The 22,139-nt window shown below is 41.4% G+C and carries 19 protein-coding genes and 2 pseudogenes; 9 read left to right on the top strand and 12 right to left on the bottom strand.

Annotation, left to right across the window (positions count from 1 at the left end; translation table 11 throughout):
- Window positions 1-293: 293 nt before the first annotated feature.
- Entirely contained in the window at window positions 294-1,046 is a 753-nt protein-coding gene (locus Q0541_RS23475) for a hypothetical protein (protein ID WP_298916196.1), read from the bottom strand.
- Between the two features lie 358 nt (window positions 1,047-1,404).
- Window positions 1,405-1,800 (bottom strand): hypothetical protein, encoded by a 396-nt coding sequence (locus Q0541_RS23470; RefSeq protein WP_298916193.1) that lies wholly within the window; start codon window positions 1,798-1,800, stop codon window positions 1,405-1,407.
- Between the two features lie 279 nt (window positions 1,801-2,079).
- Between Q0541_RS23470 and Q0541_RS23465 the strand changes: the two genes are divergently transcribed.
- Complete coding sequence (locus Q0541_RS23465) at window positions 2,080-2,265, top strand: hypothetical protein (RefSeq protein WP_298916190.1); 186 nt, start codon at window positions 2,080-2,082, stop codon at window positions 2,263-2,265.
- 105 nt (window positions 2,266-2,370) lie between these two features.
- Here Q0541_RS23465 and Q0541_RS23460 read toward each other — a convergent pair whose 3' ends face one another.
- The 4 genes and pseudogenes from Q0541_RS23460 to Q0541_RS23445 form a co-directional block, all read right to left on the bottom strand.
- A complete protein-coding gene (locus Q0541_RS23460; protein ID WP_298916188.1) occupies window positions 2,371-2,757 on the bottom strand; it encodes a DUF2358 domain-containing protein in 387 nt (128 codons plus the stop codon).
- A gap of 76 nt (window positions 2,758-2,833) precedes the next feature.
- Window positions 2,834-3,397 (bottom strand): hypothetical protein, encoded by a 564-nt coding sequence (locus Q0541_RS23455; RefSeq protein ID WP_298916186.1) that lies wholly within the window; start codon window positions 3,395-3,397, stop codon window positions 2,834-2,836.
- Window positions 3,398-3,781: 384 nt separating this feature from the next.
- A pseudogene (locus tag Q0541_RS34585) lies at window positions 3,782-4,155 on the bottom strand (DUF559 domain-containing protein).
- 887 nt (window positions 4,156-5,042) lie between these two features.
- Window positions 5,043-5,717, bottom strand: a complete 675-nt coding sequence (locus tag Q0541_RS23445) for a HupE/UreJ family protein (protein WP_298916179.1) — start codon at window positions 5,715-5,717, stop codon at window positions 5,043-5,045.
- Window positions 5,718-6,210: 493 nt separating this feature from the next.
- Between Q0541_RS23445 and Q0541_RS23440 the strand changes: the two genes are divergently transcribed.
- Entirely contained in the window at window positions 6,211-8,028 is a 1,818-nt protein-coding gene (locus Q0541_RS23440) for an endonuclease (protein WP_298916176.1), read from the top strand.
- Window positions 8,029-8,069: 41 nt separating this feature from the next.
- On the opposite strand, the gene Q0541_RS23435 is transcribed toward Q0541_RS23440, so the two are convergent.
- The 3 genes from Q0541_RS23435 to Q0541_RS23425 all read right to left on the bottom strand — a co-directional run bounded on the left by Q0541_RS23435 (window position 8,070) and on the right by Q0541_RS23425 (window position 12,222).
- Window positions 8,070-9,293, bottom strand: a complete 1,224-nt coding sequence (locus Q0541_RS23435) for an ATP-binding protein (protein WP_366941921.1) — start codon at window positions 9,291-9,293, stop codon at window positions 8,070-8,072.
- Window positions 9,294-9,453: 160 nt separating this feature from the next.
- Entirely contained in the window at window positions 9,454-11,205 is a 1,752-nt protein-coding gene (locus tag Q0541_RS23430; RefSeq protein WP_298916170.1) for an ABC transporter ATP-binding protein, read from the bottom strand.
- 363 nt (window positions 11,206-11,568) lie between these two features.
- On the bottom strand, window positions 11,569-12,222 hold the full coding sequence (locus Q0541_RS23425; protein ID WP_298916167.1) for a hypothetical protein: 654 nt from the start codon (window positions 12,220-12,222) through the stop codon (window positions 11,569-11,571).
- Between the two features lie 27 nt (window positions 12,223-12,249).
- Here Q0541_RS23425 and Q0541_RS23420 point away from each other — a divergent pair, with 27 nt between their 5' ends.
- Together Q0541_RS23420 and galE are read left to right on the top strand one after the other, a co-directional pair.
- Window positions 12,250-12,492 carry a hypothetical protein gene (locus Q0541_RS23420; RefSeq protein WP_298916164.1) on the top strand — a complete coding sequence of 81 codons (243 nt, stop codon included), beginning with the start codon at window positions 12,250-12,252 and terminating at the stop codon, window positions 12,490-12,492.
- 154 nt (window positions 12,493-12,646) lie between these two features.
- A complete protein-coding gene (galE, locus tag Q0541_RS23415; RefSeq protein WP_298916161.1) occupies window positions 12,647-13,645 on the top strand; it encodes a UDP-glucose 4-epimerase GalE in 999 nt (332 codons plus the stop codon).
- 247 nt (window positions 13,646-13,892) lie between these two features.
- Here galE and Q0541_RS23410 read toward each other — a convergent pair whose 3' ends face one another.
- On the bottom strand, window positions 13,893-14,588 hold the full coding sequence (locus Q0541_RS23410) for a hypothetical protein (protein ID WP_298916158.1): 696 nt from the start codon (window positions 14,586-14,588) through the stop codon (window positions 13,893-13,895).
- Complete coding sequence (locus Q0541_RS23405; protein WP_298916155.1) at window positions 14,563-15,834, bottom strand: sulfite exporter TauE/SafE family protein; 1,272 nt, start codon at window positions 15,832-15,834, stop codon at window positions 14,563-14,565. The genes Q0541_RS23410 and Q0541_RS23405 overlap by 26 nt, the downstream gene beginning before the upstream one ends.
- Before the next feature lie 380 nt (window positions 15,835-16,214).
- Here Q0541_RS23405 and Q0541_RS34580 point away from each other — a divergent pair.
- The 4 genes and pseudogenes from Q0541_RS34580 to Q0541_RS23390 all read left to right on the top strand — a co-directional run.
- Window positions 16,215-16,400: pseudogene (locus Q0541_RS34580) on the top strand (toll/interleukin-1 receptor domain-containing protein); the annotation flags it as partial.
- Between the two features lie 36 nt (window positions 16,401-16,436).
- Entirely contained in the window at window positions 16,437-17,072 is a 636-nt protein-coding gene (locus Q0541_RS23400; RefSeq protein WP_298916152.1) for a hypothetical protein, read from the top strand.
- Window positions 17,073-17,433: 361 nt separating this feature from the next.
- On the top strand, window positions 17,434-17,832 hold the full coding sequence (locus Q0541_RS23395; protein ID WP_298916149.1) for a type II toxin-antitoxin system death-on-curing family toxin: 399 nt from the start codon (window positions 17,434-17,436) through the stop codon (window positions 17,830-17,832).
- Window positions 17,833-17,966: 134 nt separating this feature from the next.
- On the top strand, window positions 17,967-19,022 hold the full coding sequence (locus Q0541_RS23390; RefSeq protein WP_298916146.1) for a M20/M25/M40 family metallo-hydrolase: 1,056 nt from the start codon (window positions 17,967-17,969) through the stop codon (window positions 19,020-19,022).
- Between the two features lie 220 nt (window positions 19,023-19,242).
- Here Q0541_RS23390 and Q0541_RS23385 read toward each other — a convergent pair whose 3' ends face one another.
- Window positions 19,243-19,695: a hypothetical protein gene (locus Q0541_RS23385; RefSeq protein WP_298916143.1), complete on the bottom strand. Its 453-nt coding sequence runs from the start codon at window positions 19,693-19,695 to the stop codon at window positions 19,243-19,245.
- A 640-nt stretch (window positions 19,696-20,335) separates the two neighbouring features.
- Here Q0541_RS23385 and Q0541_RS23380 point away from each other — a divergent pair.
- Window positions 20,336-22,009, top strand: coding sequence for an alpha/beta hydrolase (locus tag Q0541_RS23380; protein ID WP_298916138.1), 1,674 nt, complete (start codon window positions 20,336-20,338; stop codon window positions 22,007-22,009).
- Window positions 22,010-22,139: the final 130 nt, after the last annotated feature.

Here is a 22,139-nt window from a genome sequence, read left to right as displayed (position 1 = left end):
GTAGCGAGCCTGCGTACCCCTTCGGGGAAGCAAGCTACGCGTAGCGTCTCGTAGAGAGCGTCTGGGGGTTTCCCCCAGGAGGAACTGCCGTGCATGGTTTCCCGACTTGAGCGGACTGGCGTTGTGTTATCGCCCTTGAGTACGGCACCTAGAATCAGAGGTGGTGCGTTAGCTTTTGGCTAACGCACCCTACGTATATTTCAAAAATCAAATATCAGTCCTATAGATGGGGTCAATTCTCAAACAACTGGAAAAAATATGCTTCCTCAATTTGAGAGTTGAATCCTTCCCTTTTAACTACAGGTAAGAGCTGAAGCTGAGTTAACCTTTGTTAAATCGCCAGTGAATACTGCTGTGTATTGATAAGGTGATGAACCAGAGCAAGTCATAGAATTTGTATTAGCGCGACGGGGAGTCCACCATGACTTTGCCTGCACAGTCAAATTTGTGCCATTCCATGATAGGCTTTTGACAACTAAAGAGTTAGTTTGCCCATTATCCGCCTTTTTGGCAGATAAAAATGTGGCATAGTCAACCTGGCCATTGGCTGGATTAATCCGGGCTATAACTGCGACTTTTGGCCCGCCTCCGCTACCATAGCTAGACAACCAACGCCCACTAGCAAAGCGGCGAAAATCATTACCAGTCTGACTACCAGTGGAGGAGTAAACGCCGTATAAAACATTCGCCCCATCCCAATACAATCCGTAACCTGTACCGTCGTCATTCGTTGTTTCGTAGTCAGTCCGACACCATGTTTTAATACCATTATTAAAACGGATAGTTACGGGATTTTTGTTATTAGATGAGACTTGCTGATAACCAATGTAAATGGCTGTATTTCCATTAACTACTTTGGGGCCATTTTTAGCTTTGATTGTCGCTTCACTATCATTGCAACTCAATGTCACAGCATTACCGATAGATGAATTTCCCGTTTGGGCAAAAACTGGATGAGCTTTTTGTGTGATTACTAAATCAGCTATTAATACTACAGATAAAGAGAAAGCTGCTAAATACTTCTGCAATTTTTGAGAATAAATCATGGTAAAAATCTGCCGAGAAATTGTCAGGGAAAACACCGTATAACTATAAACTCTAATCAGAACTTAGACAAGTAAAATTGTTGAAACTTGCAGATTGCAACTTTTTAGACATTACCAAAAATGAGACTATAGTACAAAATGCATAAGATAATATGCATGGTATTGCATGATATTAACTGTATACAAACCTTGCTTATTAAAGAGCATCAGCGAATAGAATAAATTGCGTAGGCAAAGCCAACCAAAGGTATCGCAGTAGTCAACAACAAATGTCATGCCCAAGTAGCATTTGCTTATTCTTCATGTCCCTTGTTAGAAGCTCTCTTCACTTTTGCTTTCTGCTTTAGACCGTGCTATACTAAACGGTTTTAGCATTCTCATCTAAGACTTCTTTTGTACGAGCTTTTAGGCGGGTTAACCTGCTTTTGCGGACACGTTCGCTATCACGAATACCACCCGCCAGTTCATATTCGTTACTGTTTTTGCCATACTTAAAAGCAACGCCCCTCACTAACTTATCTGTAAGATTGCTCAAGGTTTTTTCCATCTCATCAATTTTAGTTTTGGAAGAGTCAATCATAGCTATATCAATGTTATAAGCATTAAGCAGAATGCGGAACTGTTCAATCAATTGAGTCAGATTTTGTAAATCGCAATTCTCACCAAAATCCAGATTTGAATCAATTGCTTTCAGTCCAGCGGCTCTAAATTCAGCTTTTTCTAAAATACGGGATGTACGTTTTGGACGGGGCATAGATAATATTCGTTAGAGAGATTTTTAGAAGACTAATTCAGTAATCCTGGAAAAACCTCTCCTCCAACCCTGAACCAAAGAAAGGAGTTTGGCTCCCCCTTCTTTTGTAGGGAAGGAAGCTAAGGGGTTAGGTTTTTGATTACTGAATCGATGTAGAACTAGTTTGACTCAGGAAAGCTATTTTCTGGTTCAGTAAAATTCGTGAATAATTTTATTTCTTAAAAAACTAATATATAATTCTGAGTAATTTCTCTTAATTCAGATATTACACCTGGTTTTTTGGACGATTGCTTTAACGTTAGTGATGAATGTCGTGATGTTGATGATGAATATCGCGATGTTGATGATGAACATCACGATGTTGATGATGAATATCACGATGTTGATGATGAATATTGCAATGTTGATGATGAATGTCGCGATGTTGATGATGAATGTCGCGATGTTGATGATGATCGCTTTTAATTGAACCACATATGTTGTAAGGGCACAGCAATGCTGTGCCCCTACCGCGTGGTCTATTTAACTGAAAAAGGCTGTAAGGAGGGAATTAGAGCAAGCTTTAATTGTTTACATTTTTGCAGCAAAGAAATGCTGCTTCACCACATCTAAGCGTGAACAATTCCAATAATCGATATGTGAGATAATTAAACCATCAGAGTTAAGACCTAATTCACTCCAACCAGGAATAGAAATCCGTGGCTTCCAGGGGAGAGGAGTGTTCCAACTGAGTGTCCACTCAGTTTTTATTGTGTCTCCCAAACGTTGAATGCTATGTAAGTCCATTTTGGGATTTAAAAACAAAGTCTCGATGAAATTAATCATCTGTTTGTAACGTTTAACACCACGAAATTTATTCAGCGGGTCTTGAAAATAAACGTCTGGAGTGTAAATGCTGTAAGTTTGATTTACAGGGAATCTTTGATAGTCTTCTTTGAGGATTTCAACGATATCCATGATAAATAGATGGATGTATAAATTACTTTAATATGTAAACGTGGCGCAGATAGGAATCCCTAATTAAAAGTTGAAATCAACCTTCATTCCATAATTTTTCTAACTGACGCCGCCAAGCAGTTAGGATTTTTTCTCGCGTCTCTGGGGTTTGATTTATATCGCCCATTAATCCTTCTGCATAAAAGCGTTCTAAGGTTTGCATTGTAGCTTGCAAAGATTGTCTTTGTTGTTTTGCTGCCTGAATAATTTGCCGGATGCGGCTTTCAATTAGTCGATTAAAGACATTATCTAATCCAGCCTGATAAAGAGATACAAGTTGGTTGATTGCATTGGACAAATCTGTACTTACTAAAGTGCTAGTATTATGTTGAAATACCCCCCAAATTTTCCCTTCATACAAAGCGTAACGTACTTCTTGAGTGTCATCAAAGTTGGCTTCTAGGAACTGTGCTAAAAATGGTTGCCCTTCCTTTGCGGGTACAATAGGCAGTAAAACTCGCAGCCAAGTATTATCTTCGGAAAGCAGTACCAACAGCCGAAAACCAGAAATGTCTACTTGCCACGATCCAGGAGCGATCGCATGAACAGCCGATGTACCAAATAATTCTGTTAGCGTACCCACAATTTCTTCAGGTGTCATAAGCCTTTATTAGATATAACTTCTAGATTAGCGCAGAGGTGGATCAGCTTATTCACTAGTACTGTACATTCACAAATTAGATGTCGCTGTTCACAGATCAATGTCGCTATTTCATCAATTAGTGTCGTTGTTCGTTCTAGATAACCGTTAACAAATATTGTGTTGCAACATTTGAGGCTAGCCAACTAGATCATTTTGGCTAATCTAAGCCCTGCGTCACTTTCAACCCGCCCTACACAGGGAAGGTTTTTGCGACAGTTCAATTCTGGGTAGTAGTACATAGTAATGAGCAACTAATAAAATATCCTTGATTTTTTATACTAATGTTTATAGTTAAATTTGCCCTCACCCCTGCCCCTCTCCCATCCTGGGAGAGGGGTAAAATTACTCCTCTTGTGCCAATTTGGGAGAAGGGGCTGGGGGATGAGGGCTATCTAGGATAAAAGCGTGACTAATAATTTCTAAAGCCGCAGATAAATTTGTCTCCACTAAATCGCTACTAACACGTATAAACCGTAATCCCAACGATTCAAGTAATTCTTGACGCTGTTGATCTAAAATTTTTTGAGATTCATGAATAGCTCCGTCTACTTCAACGATTAGACGTTCTGCTGTACAAAAAAATCAACAATAAAACAGCCAATTGGTTGCTGACGACGGAATTTCCTACCTTCTAACTTTCTATTTCGCAAGGCTTGCCACAGGATGGCTTCACTAGGTGTAGGTTCTTTGCGAAACTGACGGGCTACCTGTTTCATTTTTTGGTGGAGGACTGGGGAGACTTGCCAGTTGTCAGAAGCGCCCTCACCCCCAGCCCCTCTCCCATGCTGGGAGAGGGGAGTAGGATTAGTTTCTTGTGATCTTGTTCCCCCTCTCCCAATTTGGGAGAGGGGGTTAGGGTAATGAAGGCTTTTCAAATTCCATCTTTAAAACAACGCTACTTATAAAGGAATCTTTTCTTCGGTTTCAGCAGCGAGGCGAGAAATTTCTGGCCAGGAAATCACTAAGCTGTTGTAAGCGACATCTTTAGCAGCCCAGCCTGTTATACAGCCGATAAGCTAATATCCCTTGCTGCTTCTTTTATGGTTCCCAGTTGAGATGGCAAATTTGCAGCGCCTTGATTTCCAGCACCGTCAAGCAATTCCCTAATCATGTCTTGTGTTGCTTCCCAGCTTTAGCTTGTGCCAACAGTTCAGATAATTGATAGTCTACTTGAACCGCATCATCTCCTAAAAGTTATGGAAGAAAAGCTAGCGACATTAAACTGCGTCCACCTTGAAAACTGTAGTTCTTTCCGAATGAAAAGAAAAACCCTCATTCCCCAGCCCCTTCTCCCAATATTGCCAGAAGCGGAGCCAAAAAGAAGTCCCTCTCCCTACTTGGGAGAGGGATTTAGGGTGAGGGCAAAAACTATGGTTCTCAGCATAGATGAGGTTTATTTTGTTAAACTGCAACATTTAATTTGTGAATGTACACAGAAGCTTGCCTACTTTTAACAAGGGATTTTGCCCCAAGTCTTGTTAATTAAGATGGTAGCTAGATTTACGCGCCCGCTGTAAATTTAATTACGAACACACAGTGGGGGCGCACGGTAAAGTGTACGCCCCCACGAATGAATGTATTCCACTGAATTGAAATATGTGATTTAAATTATCGAATTGCTCAAAAACACGATCCCGATCGCACAGAAACCGAAGCCAGCAATGCTAATTTTCCAGGGTAAAATTCGGTTTATTTCTCCCATACCCATCGCAACACCAATTTTTTTAGCACTCATGGTAACTGCAAACAGAGTTAAGATAATGCCTAGTATATAGGCAACTAATGACATCATTCCTGCCCCAATAATAGATTCAGCATCAGCGTAACCCTGAAATAAACCAGCACTGACGCCCCCCAGAGCAAGTACCATAAAGTTTGGTTGATTTGGCATCATCAGCATAGTACCAAAAACGATGGTAGAAATGGCGATGGCTATTTCTGTGCCTAGTAAATTTAGCTGGAATAAATGAATTACAATGCCCAAGACTGCTGCTAAGACAAAACATCCAGCTATCACAGCGCCACGAACAAATACAGATGAGAGTAAGCCAATAGCAACAATACCAGTTAAACGATCCAAGCCAATTACTGGATCTGCCAGTCCCCAGAGAAAGCCTTCCCAGCAGTTAGAGATAGTATGATGATCTGGTATTCCACTCAATGAACTCAGTAAGCTAATTAAGATTAGAACTGCGATCGCCCCAATATGGCGATGCATTAACTTCAAGGTGTAAAATTCTCCCCATGCATGGGATTGTGATAATTTCGTTTTGAACATTACCATATGCCAAATTAGTTTTTTCGGTAATTTATACTACCCACATACCCAATAAAACTAACGTGGTAATCACGCCAGATTACACTAGCTTCATCAAGTTATGCAAATCCACGGTTATTCTAAAAGTCTTCTAACAACGGTCTGCATAAGCGTTGGCGTAGCCTCTCCAAGAGTTGTCCGCAGACATCGCTACCACTAATCATCAATACTTGACATTCAAAACGGTATCTACTCGACCGCAAATGTGGTTTAAAAATGTAGCTGCGATTTCCTTTTCTCCTGGTATTTTTTACCAAGTGATACTAATTTTAAAAAACAAGACGACACATAGTTAGGTGAAAATCACTCTGGGTAAGACTTTCTCAATCCAAAATCTAAAATCTAAAATTCAAAATGGTATGGGATGCTTCACTTAACCCAATCTAAAACTTATCTTAACTGAACTCTATTAAGAAGAAGACTAATCTAGAAAATATCTTCATTGAAAGAGAGAATGAAATTTATCAAATTACTACTACTTAGTATTCCTCTCATCTTCTTTGCATGGGTTAGTCCACTGCAAGCTAGTCAAATAGCTCAATTACCAGATCCTTTACCTTCAGTTGCAGAACGTGAAACAACATCTCTGAAAAATTCACAGGATGTATTAACTGTTGCAACTTTTAATGTCGAGAATTTAGACCCAAAAGATCGACGCTTTGATCAGATTGCCAAAATTATTGGCAATAATTTGAACGCACCAGATGTCATCAGTTTAATTGAAGTTCAAGATAACAACGGGCCAATCAATGATAATGTTGTTAATGCAAACCAGACTTACCAAAAACTGATTGCTGCACTCGAAAATATCGGTAGTCCAGCATACGACTTTGTTGATATTGCGCCCAGCGACGATCAAGATGGTGGAGAACCTGGAGGCAATATTCGTATCGGTTTATTATTTCGACCCAACCGGATAACTCTAGCAAAATTGCCCAGAAGAGGCGGTTCATTAGATGCTGTGGCTATTACTCAAGGTTCAAATGGTCTTAACCTCTCGCTCAATCCAGGTCGGATTGACCCCACGAATAATGCTTTCGATCAAAGCCGTAAGCCACTTGCGACAGAATTTATATTTAACGATCAAAAACTGTTTATCATTGCTAATCACTTTATTTCCAAGCTTGGAGGTTCTCCCAGCGATGCTCAACGAGTCAAGCAAGCCCAAATCGTTAATGAATTCGTAGCGCAACTACTACAAGTTGACCCGCAAGCCAATGTAATTGTACTAGGTGACTTAAACGATTTACCAGATTCTTTACCTCTAAAGACCTTGGAGGGTAACATTCTTGAGAATCTGACGGTTCGTTTACCTCTTAGCGATCAGTTTACTTTCAAATTCCGTGGAAATCCTGAACTTATTGACCATTTGTTGGTCAGTGAAAATCTTTCTCGTGTTGCTCAACCTGAAATCGACATTGTGCATGTCAATATTGGCTTTAGTAAGCCTGTCAGCGACCATGATCCCGTGATTGCAGCATTTACATTACCTGCTAACCAGTCCACCTCTGACACAATCCCTCCCGTTAGCCAACCCACTCCTGCAAGTGATTCGGCAATTATATTGCCTCAATTATCCAAATTCGCTCTAGTTGACGAACTAGCTAAGGAGTATACGCCAAGCAAAATCTTGAATTATGATCGGGCAAGAGACCAAATGTTTGGCATTATTGACAACCGAGCAGGTATTGTGACAGACATTTATGCCAGTTACCCAATTCGTTTAACTGGTAATGGCAATCCTAATCAGGAAGCTGAAAAATTAGGGCTGAATACCGAACATGTTTGGCCACAAAGTAAAGGTGCTGACAAGGGTAATTCCCGAAGTGACCTTCACCATCTATTTCCTGCACGAGAAGATATTAATAGTGAGCGAGGCAATAAACCATTCGACGATATAGCCGATACAAGTACTAAGAAATGGTATCGAAATAATACAGTTCAATCTACAATTCCTAGTAGTGCAATTGACGAGTTTAGCGAATCAGCATCTTCTGAATTTGAGCCTAGAGAGAAAGTAAAAGGAGATATAGCCAGGGCAATTTTCTACTTTTACACCATTTATCGGAATCAGGCTGAAGGGGTAGACTTAAATTACTTTCAGAATCAGCGTCAGACTTTGTGTAAATGGAATCAGCAAGACCTCCCAGATATTACTGAAATAGAACGTAGTCATGCGATCGCCCAATTTCAAGGTAATGACAATCCATTCGTGTTAGATGTCACATTAGCAGAACGGGCATACTGTAATTCCGAAAACGGTAGTGTTTGAGAATGGTTGTTTTACGTCTTAATGGGTAGACCAAATTACCATCAAACAGACTTGAACCGAATCGGAATCTGGATGATGAACTCTGTGCCTTGAAACGGTGCAGAAATACACTTGAGTTGACCACCATGCTTGTTGATAATTTGGTAGCTAATCGACATCCCTAAACCTGTACCCGAACCAACAGGTTTAGTTGTAAAAAATGGATCAAATATTTTTTGCATTATTTCTTCTGTCATCCCACAGCCATTATCAGCAATCCGAATTATCACTTGATTACTGTCTAAAACCTCAGTGTAAATGCGAATCTGGAGATTCTTAGCTGTCAGTTGTTGGTTGCGAGTTATTTTTACATTGTCCACTAACAAATGACAACCAGTTATTGATTCTTTCAAAGTATCAATAGAATTATTCAGGATATTCATAAATACTTGATTGAGTTGTCCAGGATAGCACTCGACTTTAGGCAAGTTGCCGTATTCTTTTATAACTTGAATATCTGGATGATTTCCTTTAGCTTCCAAACGATTTTGTAAAATTAAGAGAGTGCTATCAAGACCTTCGTGGACATCAACTTCTTTTTTTCCCGCTTCATCTAGCCGTGAAAAGTTCCGCAAAGATAAAACTAGCTTGGAGATGCGCTCAACTCCCATTCTCATGGAAGATAAGATTTTCGGTAAGTCTTCTTTAATAAAATCAAGGTCGATTTCTTCAATATAAGCTTGAATTTCTGATACTAAATGGTAATTGCATTCTTGAGAAAACGTAATCAAATTGAGTAAATCTCTAATATATTCATTGACAATAACGATATTACCCTCAATAAAACTCACAGGATTATTAATTTCATGAGCAATACCCGCAACTAATTGCCCCAATGAAGACATTTTTTCAGTTTGAATCAGTTGAGCTTGCGTATTTTCAAGTTCCTTTAAGGTAAGTTTTAGTTGACAGTTAGCTGCTTCTAGTTCTGCCGGACTTGGCAAAGCCAAAGCCTGGGGAATGATGGGTAACAGTGCGATCGCTGTATATAGTGAGACAATAGCCGTAATAAGTTTGATGAAAGTGGACAGCCAGTAAGTTGGATGCCAAAGTGTCCATACATCCATCACATGAGTTGTACCACAAGAGACGATAAAAGCTCCAAATAATAAAAGTATCCATTTGAAAGGGAAATCCTTTCGCATGTGGACAAAGTAAACAAGGGCGATGGGAATAGAATAATACACCAAAGCAATCAGAGAATCTGAGAAGATGTTTAGCCACACTAAACTCGGCTTCCAGAGGTAACAATGTCCATGTGGAATAAATGAGCTATCAGTAAAAAAATTTTGTAAAAATTCCAGCATAAACGAGATAATTTATCAAATATTGAATGATAAATTATACACGCTGCATAAGAAATTGTCCTTAAGGTTAAATGTTGTATTAGTGCAGTAATTCCTCAACTTGATGTTGGCTCCACAAAGTTCTGTATAGACCCTGCTGTTGCACCAGTTGTGAATGATTGCCTATCTGAACAATTCTTCCCTTTTCCATTACAAAAATTCGGTCAGCAGCTGCCGCTGCCGATAATTGATGAGTAATGAAAATTACTGTTTTGCGTTCAGTACCACCAGAGAGATTTTTGAGGATTTGTGTGGCTGTTTGATTATCCACACTAGAGAGGGCATCATCTAAAATTAACACTGGCGCATTGACCAGCATCGCTCTAGCCAAGGCAGTCCGTTGTCGTTGACCACCAGAAAGAGTAATACCGCGTTCACCAACAAGAGTTTCGTATTGCTGGGGAAAATTGTTAATTTCTGATTCAATTTGGGCAAGTTGAGCGACAGATTCTACTTGCTCTTGTTCGCTAATTGGGTCACCGTAGCGGATATTATTTTTGATTGTAGTGCTAAATAGAAAGCTATCTTGAGGAACGTAGGCGATCGCACCTCGTAAAGAAGCCAAAGCTATCTTAGTAATATCCAGCCCATCTAAAAACAATTGTTCTGATTCAATATCCAACAAGCGCGGCAAAGCATTCGCCAAAGTAGATTTACCCGAACCAATGGCCCCAACAATTGCCACGGTTTCTCCCGGAGTAATGGTAAAGTTAACATTTTCTAAAGCTGGAGTAGTAGAACCAGGGTAATTGTAGGTGAGATTTTTAGCTGTCAGTTCCCCTTTAAGTTCAGCCACTGGTAGATGTATGGCATCGGCTCTGTCTTGAATTTTCGGTGTGACAGAGAGAATAGATTCAAGCCTATCGATACTAACTTCACCCCGTTGGTAGGCAGTAATTGTGAATCCTAAAAGAGCAGTAGGAAAAACTAGACGCTCTACATAAATTAACAGTGCTAAAAAGTCGCCAACCTGAAGGGTCCCAGAAGACATCCGCCCTACTCCTAGCCAGATGATAACTAGTGAACTGACATTGGCTAGTCCGCCAATTAGCGGAAACAGTGTATTTCGGAGTTTTGCCAGTTCCAGGTTAGCAGTCAATAGCTGCTGATTTTTTTTAGCAAAGGCTCGCCGCTCGTTTGCTTCTTGGGCATAGATTTTAATTAAAGCAATGCCACTGATATCCTCTTGGATGAGTTCGCTGATGTCAGAGAGTTGCTCTTGGACTGCTGCTTGTTGTTTGCGTAAGCGATCGCTAAACAAACTCACTAACAAGAACATAAAAGGGTACACTGCCAGAGAGGCTAGTGTGAGATCCACACTAATCGCCAGCATTACTGGCAGTGTTAGGGCGTAGGCAAACACCGTATTTGCCAAACTCAAAACTGCAAAACCCAATAACCGCTTAATATTGTCCACATCACTGGTAGCCCGATTAATCAAATCGCCAGCAGTATTACTGGCAAAATAAGCTGGCTCCAGCTTGAGTAAGTGTTCAAAAATCCGTTGTTTGAGGTCAAATTCCACCTGACGCCCCACCCCAAATAGCCAAATGCGGGATGCCATCCGCATTAGCCACATTGCCGAACTGAGCAAGACAATGATTACTACATAATGTAGGATTTGGTTCCAGCTGAAGGTTGTCGAAAGTTTGTCAACACCAGCACGAATCAACCAAGGAATATAAACGCCCAGTGCATTGACAGACAACAAAGCGAGAATTCCTAAGGACGTTTCCCGCCAATGGGGTCGTAGGTAAGCACTGAGTTTAGCGATTCGTCGAGATTTTGCCATTAAAGCAATTTTGCAACTTTATCATCCTAGATTAACTGCTAGTCCAAGAGGGCAGCTATGTAGAGGGAATATCGCTTATAAATTAAGCTTTTGTTACCTCTTTCAACTGATAGTTATTGCCGTTCCCTTTCGCCCAAAGCCGAATGGTAACGTCTACTTAAACTCTTGGTATTCTGGTGGCTTTCCCAGCCTAAATTAATCCAGCTACTAGTACAGCACGGCGCAAATAAACCAACCATTAAAAATGGCGCAAAAGCCCGGAATATAATTCTTTTGACTTTTGAATGAGTGATTTTTAACTTCCGCCTTGCGGTACTAGGGCGTGGCATTGTGACCTTTTGTAGTTTTACTTTTTTAACTTTATTACCGCTGAACACGCAAGAACCTGTAAATTTCAAAGAGATAATTTTCCCAAGTTCTGGTTGTCAATTGCAATGTTTCCGCATTCGGTACAAAGTCTTCAAGTCGTAAACCGCGGGCGCGAATATCTTGAGGACTTCCTTGTAATAGGTAGGGAGGCACTCTCAAATTATAAGAAAGAATGCGATCGTCTGTCACATCTGAAATGTTTGCTGCGGTGGTTTGTTGTCCTAATGCCACCAGTATCCCAGATGTTGGTGCAGCAGTTGCTACATAGGTTTCACCTGCCATTGCTAGAGGTGCCCTATAAAGTAAATAGGCGACTGCTGGTGTACTTGCTAACAGCAAAATCGTCAGTGCCCAACCTACCAAGTATCCACCTGGTTTGTCTATCCCGCCTCCTTTGATTCTCTGAGCTGCAAAAATCATCATTAAAACAGAGGCTCCTAGAGGCTTGAGTGGAAAAGACAGCATCCTCGACAACGAGGCTACAGCTGGTTCATTGGGGTTAACAAATGATAGGGCTATGATTACTAGAATAACGACTAAGATCAATCGCCCGACAAAACTTCCAGAGGGATAAAATCGCTGGAACAGAGAATATACGATAGTGCCAATCAGCAGCCACAGCAGTACCCGACTTAGCAATAGAAACATAGATTAACTCTCAAATTTTCTGGTGCGGTGAGCCAGTGTGGTGGTGAGGCAGTCCGCTTTGATCGGGGTTTCCACGCTACTTCTTCAACCGGGAGAACCCTAGTTGAAGAAGTGGCTCCCCAAAAAGAACTGCTATGTATGGTTTCCCGGCATAAAACAACTGGCAACTTCTTAGCGATCGCGACGCTAGGAGCGTCACCCGTAAGGGTCAACCTAGAGGTTTCGGGAAATGGATTTATTTTATTGTCAAATTGTAATCGCACTGTTTGACTTAAAATACTTCAAACCTCACACCCAAAGACTACCGTCGTAGTGATTTTAGTGCAATTTTTTGACACTGCGTCTATTATTTATAATTTTCCAGAAGAGTAATGTGGCATCGGTAAACTAAATTAATTGAGTAATCCACTCAAAAGGAAAAACTATGTCGTCTGGAAAGCCTACCATTTTGGTAACGGGGGGAGCTGGATATATTGGTTCTCATACAGTGCTTGCTTTGAAGCAAGCGGGTTATAACGTTGTCATCCTTGATAATCTGGTCTATGGGCATCGTGACCTGGTAGAAAAAGTTTTACAAGTAGAACTGATAGTAGGGGATACAGGCGATCGCGCCTTGCTAGATCACCTATTTAAAACCCGCGATATTGCCGCTGTGATGCACTTTTCTGCATACGCCTACGTAGGAGAATCGGTGACTGACCCAGTTAAATATTACCGCAATAACGTTGTTGGTACTTTGACTCTGTTAGAAGCGATGCTGACAGCATCTGTGAATAAATTTGTCTTCTCTTCTACCTGTGCCACCTATGGTGTACCGGAATTTGTACCCATTCCAGAAACGCATCCCCAAAATCCGATTAATCCCTATGGCGCTACAAAGCTAATGGTAGAGCGGATTCTTTCTGATTTTGATGTTGCTTACGGTTTCCAATCAGTACGTTTCCGCTATTTTAATGCTGCTGGTGCTAATCCCAGTGGCTTGCTTGGCGAGGATCATAACCCAGAAACCCATTTGATTCCCTTGGTGCTGATGACAGCTTTAGGCAAACGAGAATCCATCTCAATTTTCGGCATCGATTACCCTACGCCCGATGGTACTTGTATTCGAGATTATATTCATGTTAATGACTTAGCAGATGCCCATATTTTGGGATTGGAATATTTATTAAAAGGTGGCGATAGCGAAGTTTTCAATTTAGGTAATGGCAGCGGCTTCTCCGTCAGAGAAGTCATTGCAGCTGCCGAACAGGTGACAGGAATTTCGATACCAGTCGAAGAACGCGATCGCCGTCCTGGCGATCCCCCAATTCTGATTGGCACCAGCGAAAAAGCCAGAACAATCTTAGGCTGGCAACCTCAGTACCTTTCCATAAAAGATATTGTTGCTCATGCGTGGCAGTGGCATCAAAAGCGACATAAGTAGATTTGATGACATTGAACATGAATTTTGGATGAACTTTAGCTTAACTCTAATGTCAGCGTTGTATTCTTCGAGCGAAATTCACTGCTTAAAATTTCTTCCGAACCAGTATCAATCTCTCGAACATAATCAATAAGTCGCTTGTTCATAAGTAATTAATATTTCTTGGATTGTGGCACACCCCTGTGCTTTCATTGGCACAAGGGGGACAAGGAAGAAAAATTGCTTCCTTGTCTCCCTTCCCACTCTCCTACTCCCTACCGCCTCTCATACTTTGGAGTACAACAACTAAGATGGCGATAAATGCGAAGATTGGAAGTGCGATCGCCCAAATTGGGAATTTCTGAGATTCACCCTCTACTAAATCCCCATTGACATCTCGCAGGCTTCGTGTAGTATCTGTAGATCCACCTGCCACAGTAACTTCAAATTTGAACTTAAACGGTTTGAATCTTCCCCCAGAGACTGGTTTACCATTTAGTTGCAACTCATAAATACCTGCCTTGGGAAAGACAACTTCCGCACCTGGGATGCCTTTATAGCGTTCAGCTGCCACAGATTCTAACTGTGGTTCTAGGAGTGGTGGCTCTCCGGCTGCATAGGGTTCGGCATAAACAGCCAACTGACAATTACACTGTGACAGGGGAATCACCCTTCCACCTCTGCGGGTAAGTGCAAACCAGACTTGGCTTGGTTCTCCAGCCTGGGGGTTATCATTTGGTTCAACGTGGAGGGTGCCACCGACATCTCCAGCTACTTCCACCTGATGAGCAGCAGCCGGGTAAAGATTAGTTATTGAGATGACTAAGCAACTCAGGAATAATAAATACTTTATTGTTCCTTGATGCCAGGAAATGCCTTTGAGCGGGTAACGTCTCTGTTTTTGACTCGTTGGGATGGAGCCAGAAAACAAAGATGATTTACCGCGATTTAGTTGGGGGAACATAAAACTTTTCTACGGCTAACTTTGACCAAAAAAAGCGCGATCGCACTAGCAAGACACTGAAGGTAATAATTCCCATCAATACTGCCGCTAATTTATTTCCCCAAGTTGATTGCAAGGAACCCAAGTAATGGGAACCAATCAACACAGCATGAATGGCACTCAAGAGCAAGGCTGGCACACCCAATAGATGAATCTGTCGCCAACGCTTGCCCAAAGATTTCTGCAAGGATTCCCAACTCGTAAAAGCGGCGGGGGACATTAATACCAATGCTACAGCACCCGCAGCCATACCCCACTGAAATTCTTGTGGCATAAAATCAAAGGCGGCAAAATTCCATTGCAATGAGTGTTCTATCATGTGGGCGGTATGAACCACAGAAAGCACAAAAGCTCCCACCCCCAAGGCGCGGCGATAACGCAGTGGTGAAGCCCACAACCCACTAATAGGACGCGCAATTAGCGCCAAGATTAAGCAAAATAAAGCGGCGTGTCCGGTGTAATCTACCATTGTGTCACCAGTCCGCAACAAGGTGATGACGCCAATGGTGAGTGTTACCCAACCGCCTAATCGAAACAACTGACTGCGCCTGTCTTTACTTACCAATGATGTGGAAACGCCTACACCTAGCATTGTGGGCAGAGTTCCCAAGCCAAAAGCCAGCATAGTTGCCCCACCCATCCATAAATTGCCAGTTTCAGCGGCTTTAATTTGGGCAGCATATAGGAAACCACAGGGCATTAAACCCCAAGTCATTCCTAGAAGCATTGGCGTCCACCATTTGGTTTTGAAGGAAAGCTTAACCATTCCTGTGCTGAGGCGATCGTGTAAACTACCTTGTAATAAGGGGTGTAACACGGGAATGCGCGGCAGCAAATCGGGTTTTACTTGTCCTAAGCCAAACCAAATCAGCATTACACCAGTTATAATTGCCATCCAGCGCCGGAAGTCGCTGCCAACACCCGCTAGTTGTCCACCTTGCAGCAATACCGAACCCAGCGCCCCAATCCCAGCACCGACTAGAGCATAGCTCAACATCCGCCCCAGGTTTAGCAAAAGATGAAATTTTAATTGCTGTTGCCAAGTGTCGGACTTTTCTAAGGTTGATGTCCGTCCCAAGGAAGCTTTTTGTGGAATTTTCGGCTGATGAGACAGGGAAAACGCCACTGTTAGAGGGCCACACATCCCAAAGCAATGTCCAAAACTCCCCAGGAACCCCAGGATTGTGATCAGCAACAAATCTACCATAAAAAAATTCCTGAGTTCTGAGTCATGAGTCCTGAGTGTCAGAATAAAGATTTTGAAGAATTAAGAATAAATTCTTTTCTCTTCTTCTTTGCTCAGTACTCAGCACTCCTCTAGTGGGGCACTGTAAGTGAAGTTGCGCTCTGTGTCAAAAGACGAACTGTCAAACTTGATGTTTACTTTCGGAAATTAGTTCTTTTGTACTGTTATAAGATATAAAGGTATTAATCATAAGTAAATACCTGCCTTTGATTAATAATTGTCGAATGGCTACAGTTTTTTTCTCTTATTCACATCGGGATGAAACCCTGCGCGATAAGCTGGAAGTTCATCTTGCTATGCTAAAAAGGCAAGGTTTCATTGAGACGTGACATGATCGGCGAATAACTGCTGGTGAGGAATTTGATAAGGCAGTAAGCAAAAACTTAGAAGAAGCAGACATCATCCTTTTATTAGTCAGTTCAGATTTTCTAGCTTCCAATTATTGTTATGACATTGAGATGCAACGTGCGATGAAAAAGCATGAGCAAGGAGAATCTCACATTATACCAGTCATCCTGCGTCCATGCGATTGGCCCAGTGCGCCATTTGGCAGGCTCTTGGTCATGCCAACTGATGGCAAGCCTATCACAAAATTCCCCGATCAAGACGATGCTTTTCTTGAAGTAGTCAACGCTGTAAAACGGACAATTACTCGCTTACAACTCCGTCAGAATTCCACGCCACCAAGCATAAGTTACGGTTCTGCTGTCAAACCACAAATTTTGGATATACCAAGATCGAGCAATCTGCGTATTCGCCAAACATTCTCGGATCGAGACAGAGATCAATTTGTAGAGGAATTGTTTGAATACATAGCCAACTTTTTTGAGAATTCACTTGCTGAATTATCCAAGCGAAATCCAGAAGTAGGTACACATTTTAAACGTATAGATGCAAATCATTTTTCGGCTATTGTCTACATTGGGGGAAAGAAAGCTACTCAATGTCGAATTTGGATAAGAGGAAGTAGCCATCTTTATGGAAACGATATTGCATATTCCTCAAATGCTTCAGGAAGTGACAATAGTATTAATGAATCTATGTCTATAGTTGATGATGGATACGCTCTTTTTCTGCAACCTTTGGGAATGGCTTTCTTTGCAAGCCAACAGAATGTAAATAAATTATTGTCTCAACAAGGAGCTGCTGAGTATTTTTGGGACATCTTGCTAAGACCATTGCAACAAGGATCAACATGAATGTTCTGTCATAAGAGTCAATCTGTAAAGTAAAAGAAACCTCTTGCACAAATAATTTATAGTATAGTAACTGATTAACCAAAACTTAATTGAGGATTACCGTCAACATTTGTATCTTCTAAATTCTAACCACTACTTTTGAGTTTATCATGCAAACCTTAAGACTTCGTAAGATCAAAAACAAATTGATACCATCTTTTCAAAGTCTAAAGTTTAGACATAGTAAGAATGGGGTATTTTTAGTTACGAAACATTCTCGGAATCCTCAAACAACACATTACAAGTCTGAATTTGAAAAGGCTATGGAAGCTTATCAAAAAGTAAGCATTAAGTATAGGAATGCACTTCGTGAGCTAGCTAAGTGAATGAGATTTTTTGGTTGAGTGAGGCAGTCATTAAAACGATGCACGAAGAACAACTAGCAGAACACGGCGGACTTATAGGTATAAGAGATAGAAATCTGCTTTTAGCTAGTTTAGATAGACCTAAAAATTTATTTGCTTATGGTGAACCTACACCAACTGTTTTTGAGTTAGCTGCTGCTTATGCTTTTGAATTTGTAAAAAATCATGCATTTATAGATGGCAATAAAAGAGTAGCTTTCGTTTCGATGGCTACCTTTCTGATATTGAACGGTTATTCTTTAGAAGTGCCAGAAAAAGAAGTTGTATTAATGATAAAAAGACTTTCAACTGATCAAGAGACTCAAGAGTCGATAGCAGATTGGTTTAAAGAAAATTGTCTTAAAATAGACAATTAAACTTATTGCAAAGTGACTTTGCAGGCTTATTTAAGAATTTAGGGAACCAAAATATTAAACCCTTCCTAGCAATCTTGGAAAGTTATACCTGTGGATTTGCGCTACCCTAAGTCTGAAAGCCAAGGATAAATCACATGAGAAAATGGATTTGGCTGATGCTGTTGGTGCTGATGGCAGTTGCGGTGGTGGGTAGCAGAGGTAGTACGTTTTTTGAACAGCGTCCGTCACCAGCAATTGTTCAAAGCATTCCAGTGGAAACACGCCAACCACAGCTAGAGTCAAAGGAAGTTGACAGTACCCTGCAAGTGTCTAGTGACAAGCTGTTAATCCATATACAAAAGTTGAATTTTCAGCGCTATACAACAACAGAGCGATCGCTTACTCGCACTTATATCACAACTGAACTGAGAAAATTAGGCTGGAAGCCCAAATTAGAAAAGTTCTCTGACGGTGTGAATATTTTTGCCGAACGCCCAGGAACTAACAAAGCCGCTAAAGCAATTCTCGTAGGAGCGCATTACGACACTGTTCCCTTATCCCCTGGTGCTGATGATAACGCCAGTGGTGTAGCCGTGGTGCTGGAAGTTGCTCGGTTGCTAGGTTCCCGTCCCACCCCACGGACGTTACAGCTAGCTTTTTTTGACAAAGAGGAAGCAGGACTTTTAGGTAGTCAGGCTTTCGTTAGCAAGACACCACGCTTGCAAAACTTGGGCGGAGCGATCGTTATGGATATGGTAGGTTATGCATGTTACACTCCTGGATGTCAAAAATACCCTGCCGGATTGCCTGTTACCCCACCTAGCGACAAGGGCGACTTTTTGGCAGTAGTCGGTGATACAGAACATTTGCCTTTGCTAAATGCCTTTCAAAGCTCACAGATGTTCCGCTCAACCGCTCTGAATAAACAGGAATCAAATTTGCCACCAGTCCTAACACTACCAATTCCTTTTAAAGGTTTACTGACACCAGACACCCTACGCAGCGACCATGCACCATTTTGGTATCAGGGTGTGGGCGCTGTGCTGGTGACAGATACCGCAAATTTACGGACTCCCCACTATCATAAACCTAGCGATGTTCCAGCGACTATCGAGCGATCGTTTTTCACAGGAGCAGCACAGATTGTAATCAATGCTACTACTGCCTTGTTAGAGAAAAATGAGGTTTTGGAAACTCAACCACCAAGCTGAGTAAATAATTCCTAATTCGTAATTAATCAATTCAGGGACAGAGTGACTTAATTTATTACAGCAGTTTTCATTTCTTTGAACCACATATGTTGTAGGCACACAGCAATGCTGTGCACATAGGGCGTGGCCTATTTACCTGAAAATAGCTGTAATGAAAAAATAAATTTATTCATTACTTATTTGCCTACGACACGCTGTACGAACAGGCATGGGGCTATAATTACGAATTATGTTGACCAACTTTTAGTTCAGGGAAAGTCAACGTCCAGTTCTGTTTATCATTGATCTGAGAATACAAACCTTGGAGAATCAGCCGCAGAGCTGTTCGAGTTCTAATAAACTTCCTTAGCAGATAAGTTCCTGGTTCAGCAAAGATATCATTAAAGTTTTTTTGATAACCAAATTGTTTTGAACAGTAACTGCCAGCACCTTTAACTGTTAACACAAAAAATTGAGCTTGTTTGTATTTATCAGGAATCATAAAGATTCCATATATATGGTGACGACCAAGCCACGGCTGAACAATAACCTTAGTAGCATGTACTTGGAATTTTGTAGTTTTTGATGCAAGAATCGCCTTGGAATTGCAATCAGAATTATTCACAGGCCAGTAAAATGTAATAATACTCAGGGAGAGCAGCAAAATTAAAATATAGCGGAGTCTGTGACGCATAAAGCCAAGAAAAATTGTTGATGCAGCTGGTATTTGATGAGTAATGATTGTGCAGCCACAGCAGCAAGCTAAGGGGCAAAGACAAAACATTCAGCGCTCGGTTAAAGTTTCCTGTCAAAAAAAATTGCACTTAAGATATCAGTTCACAAAAAGTGCAGATTGGAGATGCGTAGTTTACCGCCGCAGGCATCGCTTACCCTGTTTTAGAGCTTCGTTACAGTATTAAACTTAGTTGAGAAACAATCGGACTTTTGTGGCTGTAAACACCGATTTATGCTCAAATTTTTAGCTGTGATGAATTTTACAATTCGTTGCTTTTGATGTGGCTCTGTTCGCATTAGCAGATGCTTTGAGGATATTAGGACTTACGCAATAACTCTCTGAAACCTTATTCCTTTGTGTCCTTTGCGTCCTTTGCGGTTCGTTTTTTCATGATTTTGCGTAAGTCCTGGATATAAAAGCGACGCTTAGAGCGAGTCTTGTCTGCGACACGCTCTTGCGTTCGAGCGTCATAGCCCGCCCTTAGACATCGCCATTAAATTCAAGAAAAAATTTGCTTTTGTTTCTAGACAATTAATAGAGTAGTCAAATACACAAATATTGGTTATATTCCCGTAAGTAACAATTGGTATAAAAGTTTGTGGGAAAAAGTTGGGGAAATATTAAGACAGTTGCGGGTTTCTTTAGCGCAATTGTACTGACACAGTTTGGGGCAAATACTTCGGCGATTGCGGCTGACACAGTTGTTGTGCGTTTGGGTTTATTTACAGAATCCATCTCCCTTGCTGAGTTGCAAAAGGCTGCAAAAACTGGGAAATTGTCTGGGAGTTTGCAGCCTTACGTTAAAAAATTATCTGAACAACAACGCCGCTTTTTCTTGGGGGCGCTGGGCATGAATGTACCGATGAGTGTTGTCACTGTTAATAAGTTAGTTAATACTCAGATTGGCACAACTATTCTCAATGACTTCGCTACGGCCTTAGCCCGAAAAGACAAAGCTGGGGTACAAGCACTTAGAGCAGGATTGGTATTAGGCTCTACTGCACCGCAGGGTCTTTCTATACTGAGTTTTATCGCTGCTTATCCCAGTAAACGCCTAGAAATTAATTTGCCACAGGCTTTTATAGTTACAAGGAGTTTGAACACAGCTTTTTGGCGTACCCAGCAATTTATGCTAGCGTTGACGCATAGCGGCTTGTCGTCAGACATCTCTCCCCAACTCGACCCGAAAACACCGCAGATTCCTTTCCCTTTTGATCCTAGCCAACCAGGAATAGCTCAAGTAAAAATACTCAACTTAAGCCTGAATGACCAAAAGCGCGCTCGCCAAATTCCAGTTGATATTTACTGGTCAACTGCTGCAACTGCCAATAAACCTGTAATTGTATTTTCTCACGGCTTTGGGTCAGTCCGCACGGACTTGCGTTACCTAGCAGAACATTTAGCATCCCACGGTTATGTGGTAGCAGCTTTAGAACATCCCGGTAGTAATGAGGCAAATATAAACTTCGCATTTCAAGGCAAAACCAGAGTTATGAAGCCTCAGGAGTTTTTGAATCGCCCTCAAGATATTAGTTTTGTTCTCGACGAATTAGAAAAGCTCAATCAAACAGCTAATAATCCGCTTCAAGGGAAACTTGCAACCAATAAAGCGATGGTTATTGGCTATTCTTTTGGTGGTAGTACAGCTTTAGCACTTGCTGGAGCAGAGTTCCAACTGGAACATCTCAAACAACGGTGCAAAAAGAACTTGACTATCTTGAGTCTGGGAGAAGCTATGCAGTGCATCGCTCAAGAACTACCAGAAAATAGCTATCAACTACGGGATACCAGAATAAAACAGGCGATCGCTCTCAATCCGACAACTTCTCTGATTTTTGGCGAAACTGGGTTAACTAAAGTGCAAGTTCCTACCCTAGTGTTAGCAGGTTCCGCAGATAAAACCACCCCAGCTTTAACTGAACAGATTATAGGATTTAACAAAATCCCATCTCCCAAATGGCTAGTTGGCATAGTTGGGGGTACTCATCTGAGTGTAAAAGACCCCAGTAAGACTTTGGATCAGATAGGACAACCGAATACACCAATCAGTGGCGGTGAAGTTGTGGGTGAACAAGCAGCAGATGTTCGCAAGTACGTTAAAGCTATAGCTTTGGCGTTTGCTGCACAGATGACTCCAGAAGCTAAAAACTACGCTATCTTTCTGACATCAGATTATGCCCAGTTTGCTTCAACTGCCGCATTTCCATTTCGCCTAATTACACAGATTCCTCCTGATGCTATGGCAGTGGTGAAAGAATTTGTTGAGAAATAAGTGACTTCCAATTAAAAAAATATCCAATTTTGTAAGAGAGCCAGTCTATTGCCCAAAGTTGTCTGAGTAGAGGTTTCCTCCGCTTAGAACTAAGAGTAGGGATACGGAAAACGGCAGAAGCCGCTGCTCA

Source organism: uncultured Nostoc sp., from assembly GCF_937863485.1.
Lineage (GTDB): Bacteria > Cyanobacteriota > Cyanobacteriia > Cyanobacteriales > Nostocaceae > Nostoc.
This window is presented reverse-complemented; position numbering and strand designations above follow the sequence as displayed.

Bases quoted from the DNA above. Each gene is read 5' to 3' on its own strand.
- Q0541_RS23385 (WP_298916143.1), bottom strand. From the start codon at position 19,695: ATGCGTCACAGACTCCGCTATATTTTAATTTTGCTGCTCTCCCTGAGT.
- Q0541_RS23390 (WP_298916146.1), top strand. From the start codon at position 17,967: ATGAGAAAATGGATTTGGCTGATGCTGTTGGTGCTGATGGCAGTTGCG.
- Q0541_RS23430 (WP_298916170.1), bottom strand. From the start codon at position 11,205: ATGGCAAAATCTCGACGAATCGCTAAACTCAGTGCTTACCTACGACCC.
- Q0541_RS23475 (WP_298916196.1), bottom strand. From the start codon at position 1,046: ATGATTTATTCTCAAAAATTGCAGAAGTATTTAGCAGCTTTCTCTTTA.
- Q0541_RS23425 (WP_298916167.1), bottom strand. From the start codon at position 12,222: ATGTTTCTATTGCTAAGTCGGGTACTGCTGTGGCTGCTGATTGGCACT.
- Q0541_RS23400 (WP_298916152.1), top strand. From the start codon at position 16,437: ATGCCAACTGATGGCAAGCCTATCACAAAATTCCCCGATCAAGACGAT.
- Q0541_RS23410 (WP_298916158.1), bottom strand. From the start codon at position 14,588: ATGTTCCCCCAACTAAATCGCGGTAAATCATCTTTGTTTTCTGGCTCC.
- Q0541_RS23440 (WP_298916176.1), top strand. From the start codon at position 6,211: ATGAAATTTATCAAATTACTACTACTTAGTATTCCTCTCATCTTCTTT.
- Q0541_RS23445 (WP_298916179.1), bottom strand. From the start codon at position 5,717: ATGTTCAAAACGAAATTATCACAATCCCATGCATGGGGAGAATTTTAC.
- Q0541_RS23405 (WP_298916155.1), bottom strand. From the start codon at position 15,834: ATGGTAGATTTGTTGCTGATCACAATCCTGGGGTTCCTGGGGAGTTTT.
- galE (WP_298916161.1), top strand. From the start codon at position 12,647: ATGTCGTCTGGAAAGCCTACCATTTTGGTAACGGGGGGAGCTGGATAT.
- Q0541_RS23455 (WP_298916186.1), bottom strand. From the start codon at position 3,397: ATGACACCTGAAGAAATTGTGGGTACGCTAACAGAATTATTTGGTACA.
- Q0541_RS23470 (WP_298916193.1), bottom strand. From the start codon at position 1,800: ATGCCCCGTCCAAAACGTACATCCCGTATTTTAGAAAAAGCTGAATTT.
- Q0541_RS23460 (WP_298916188.1), bottom strand. From the start codon at position 2,757: ATGGATATCGTTGAAATCCTCAAAGAAGACTATCAAAGATTCCCTGTA.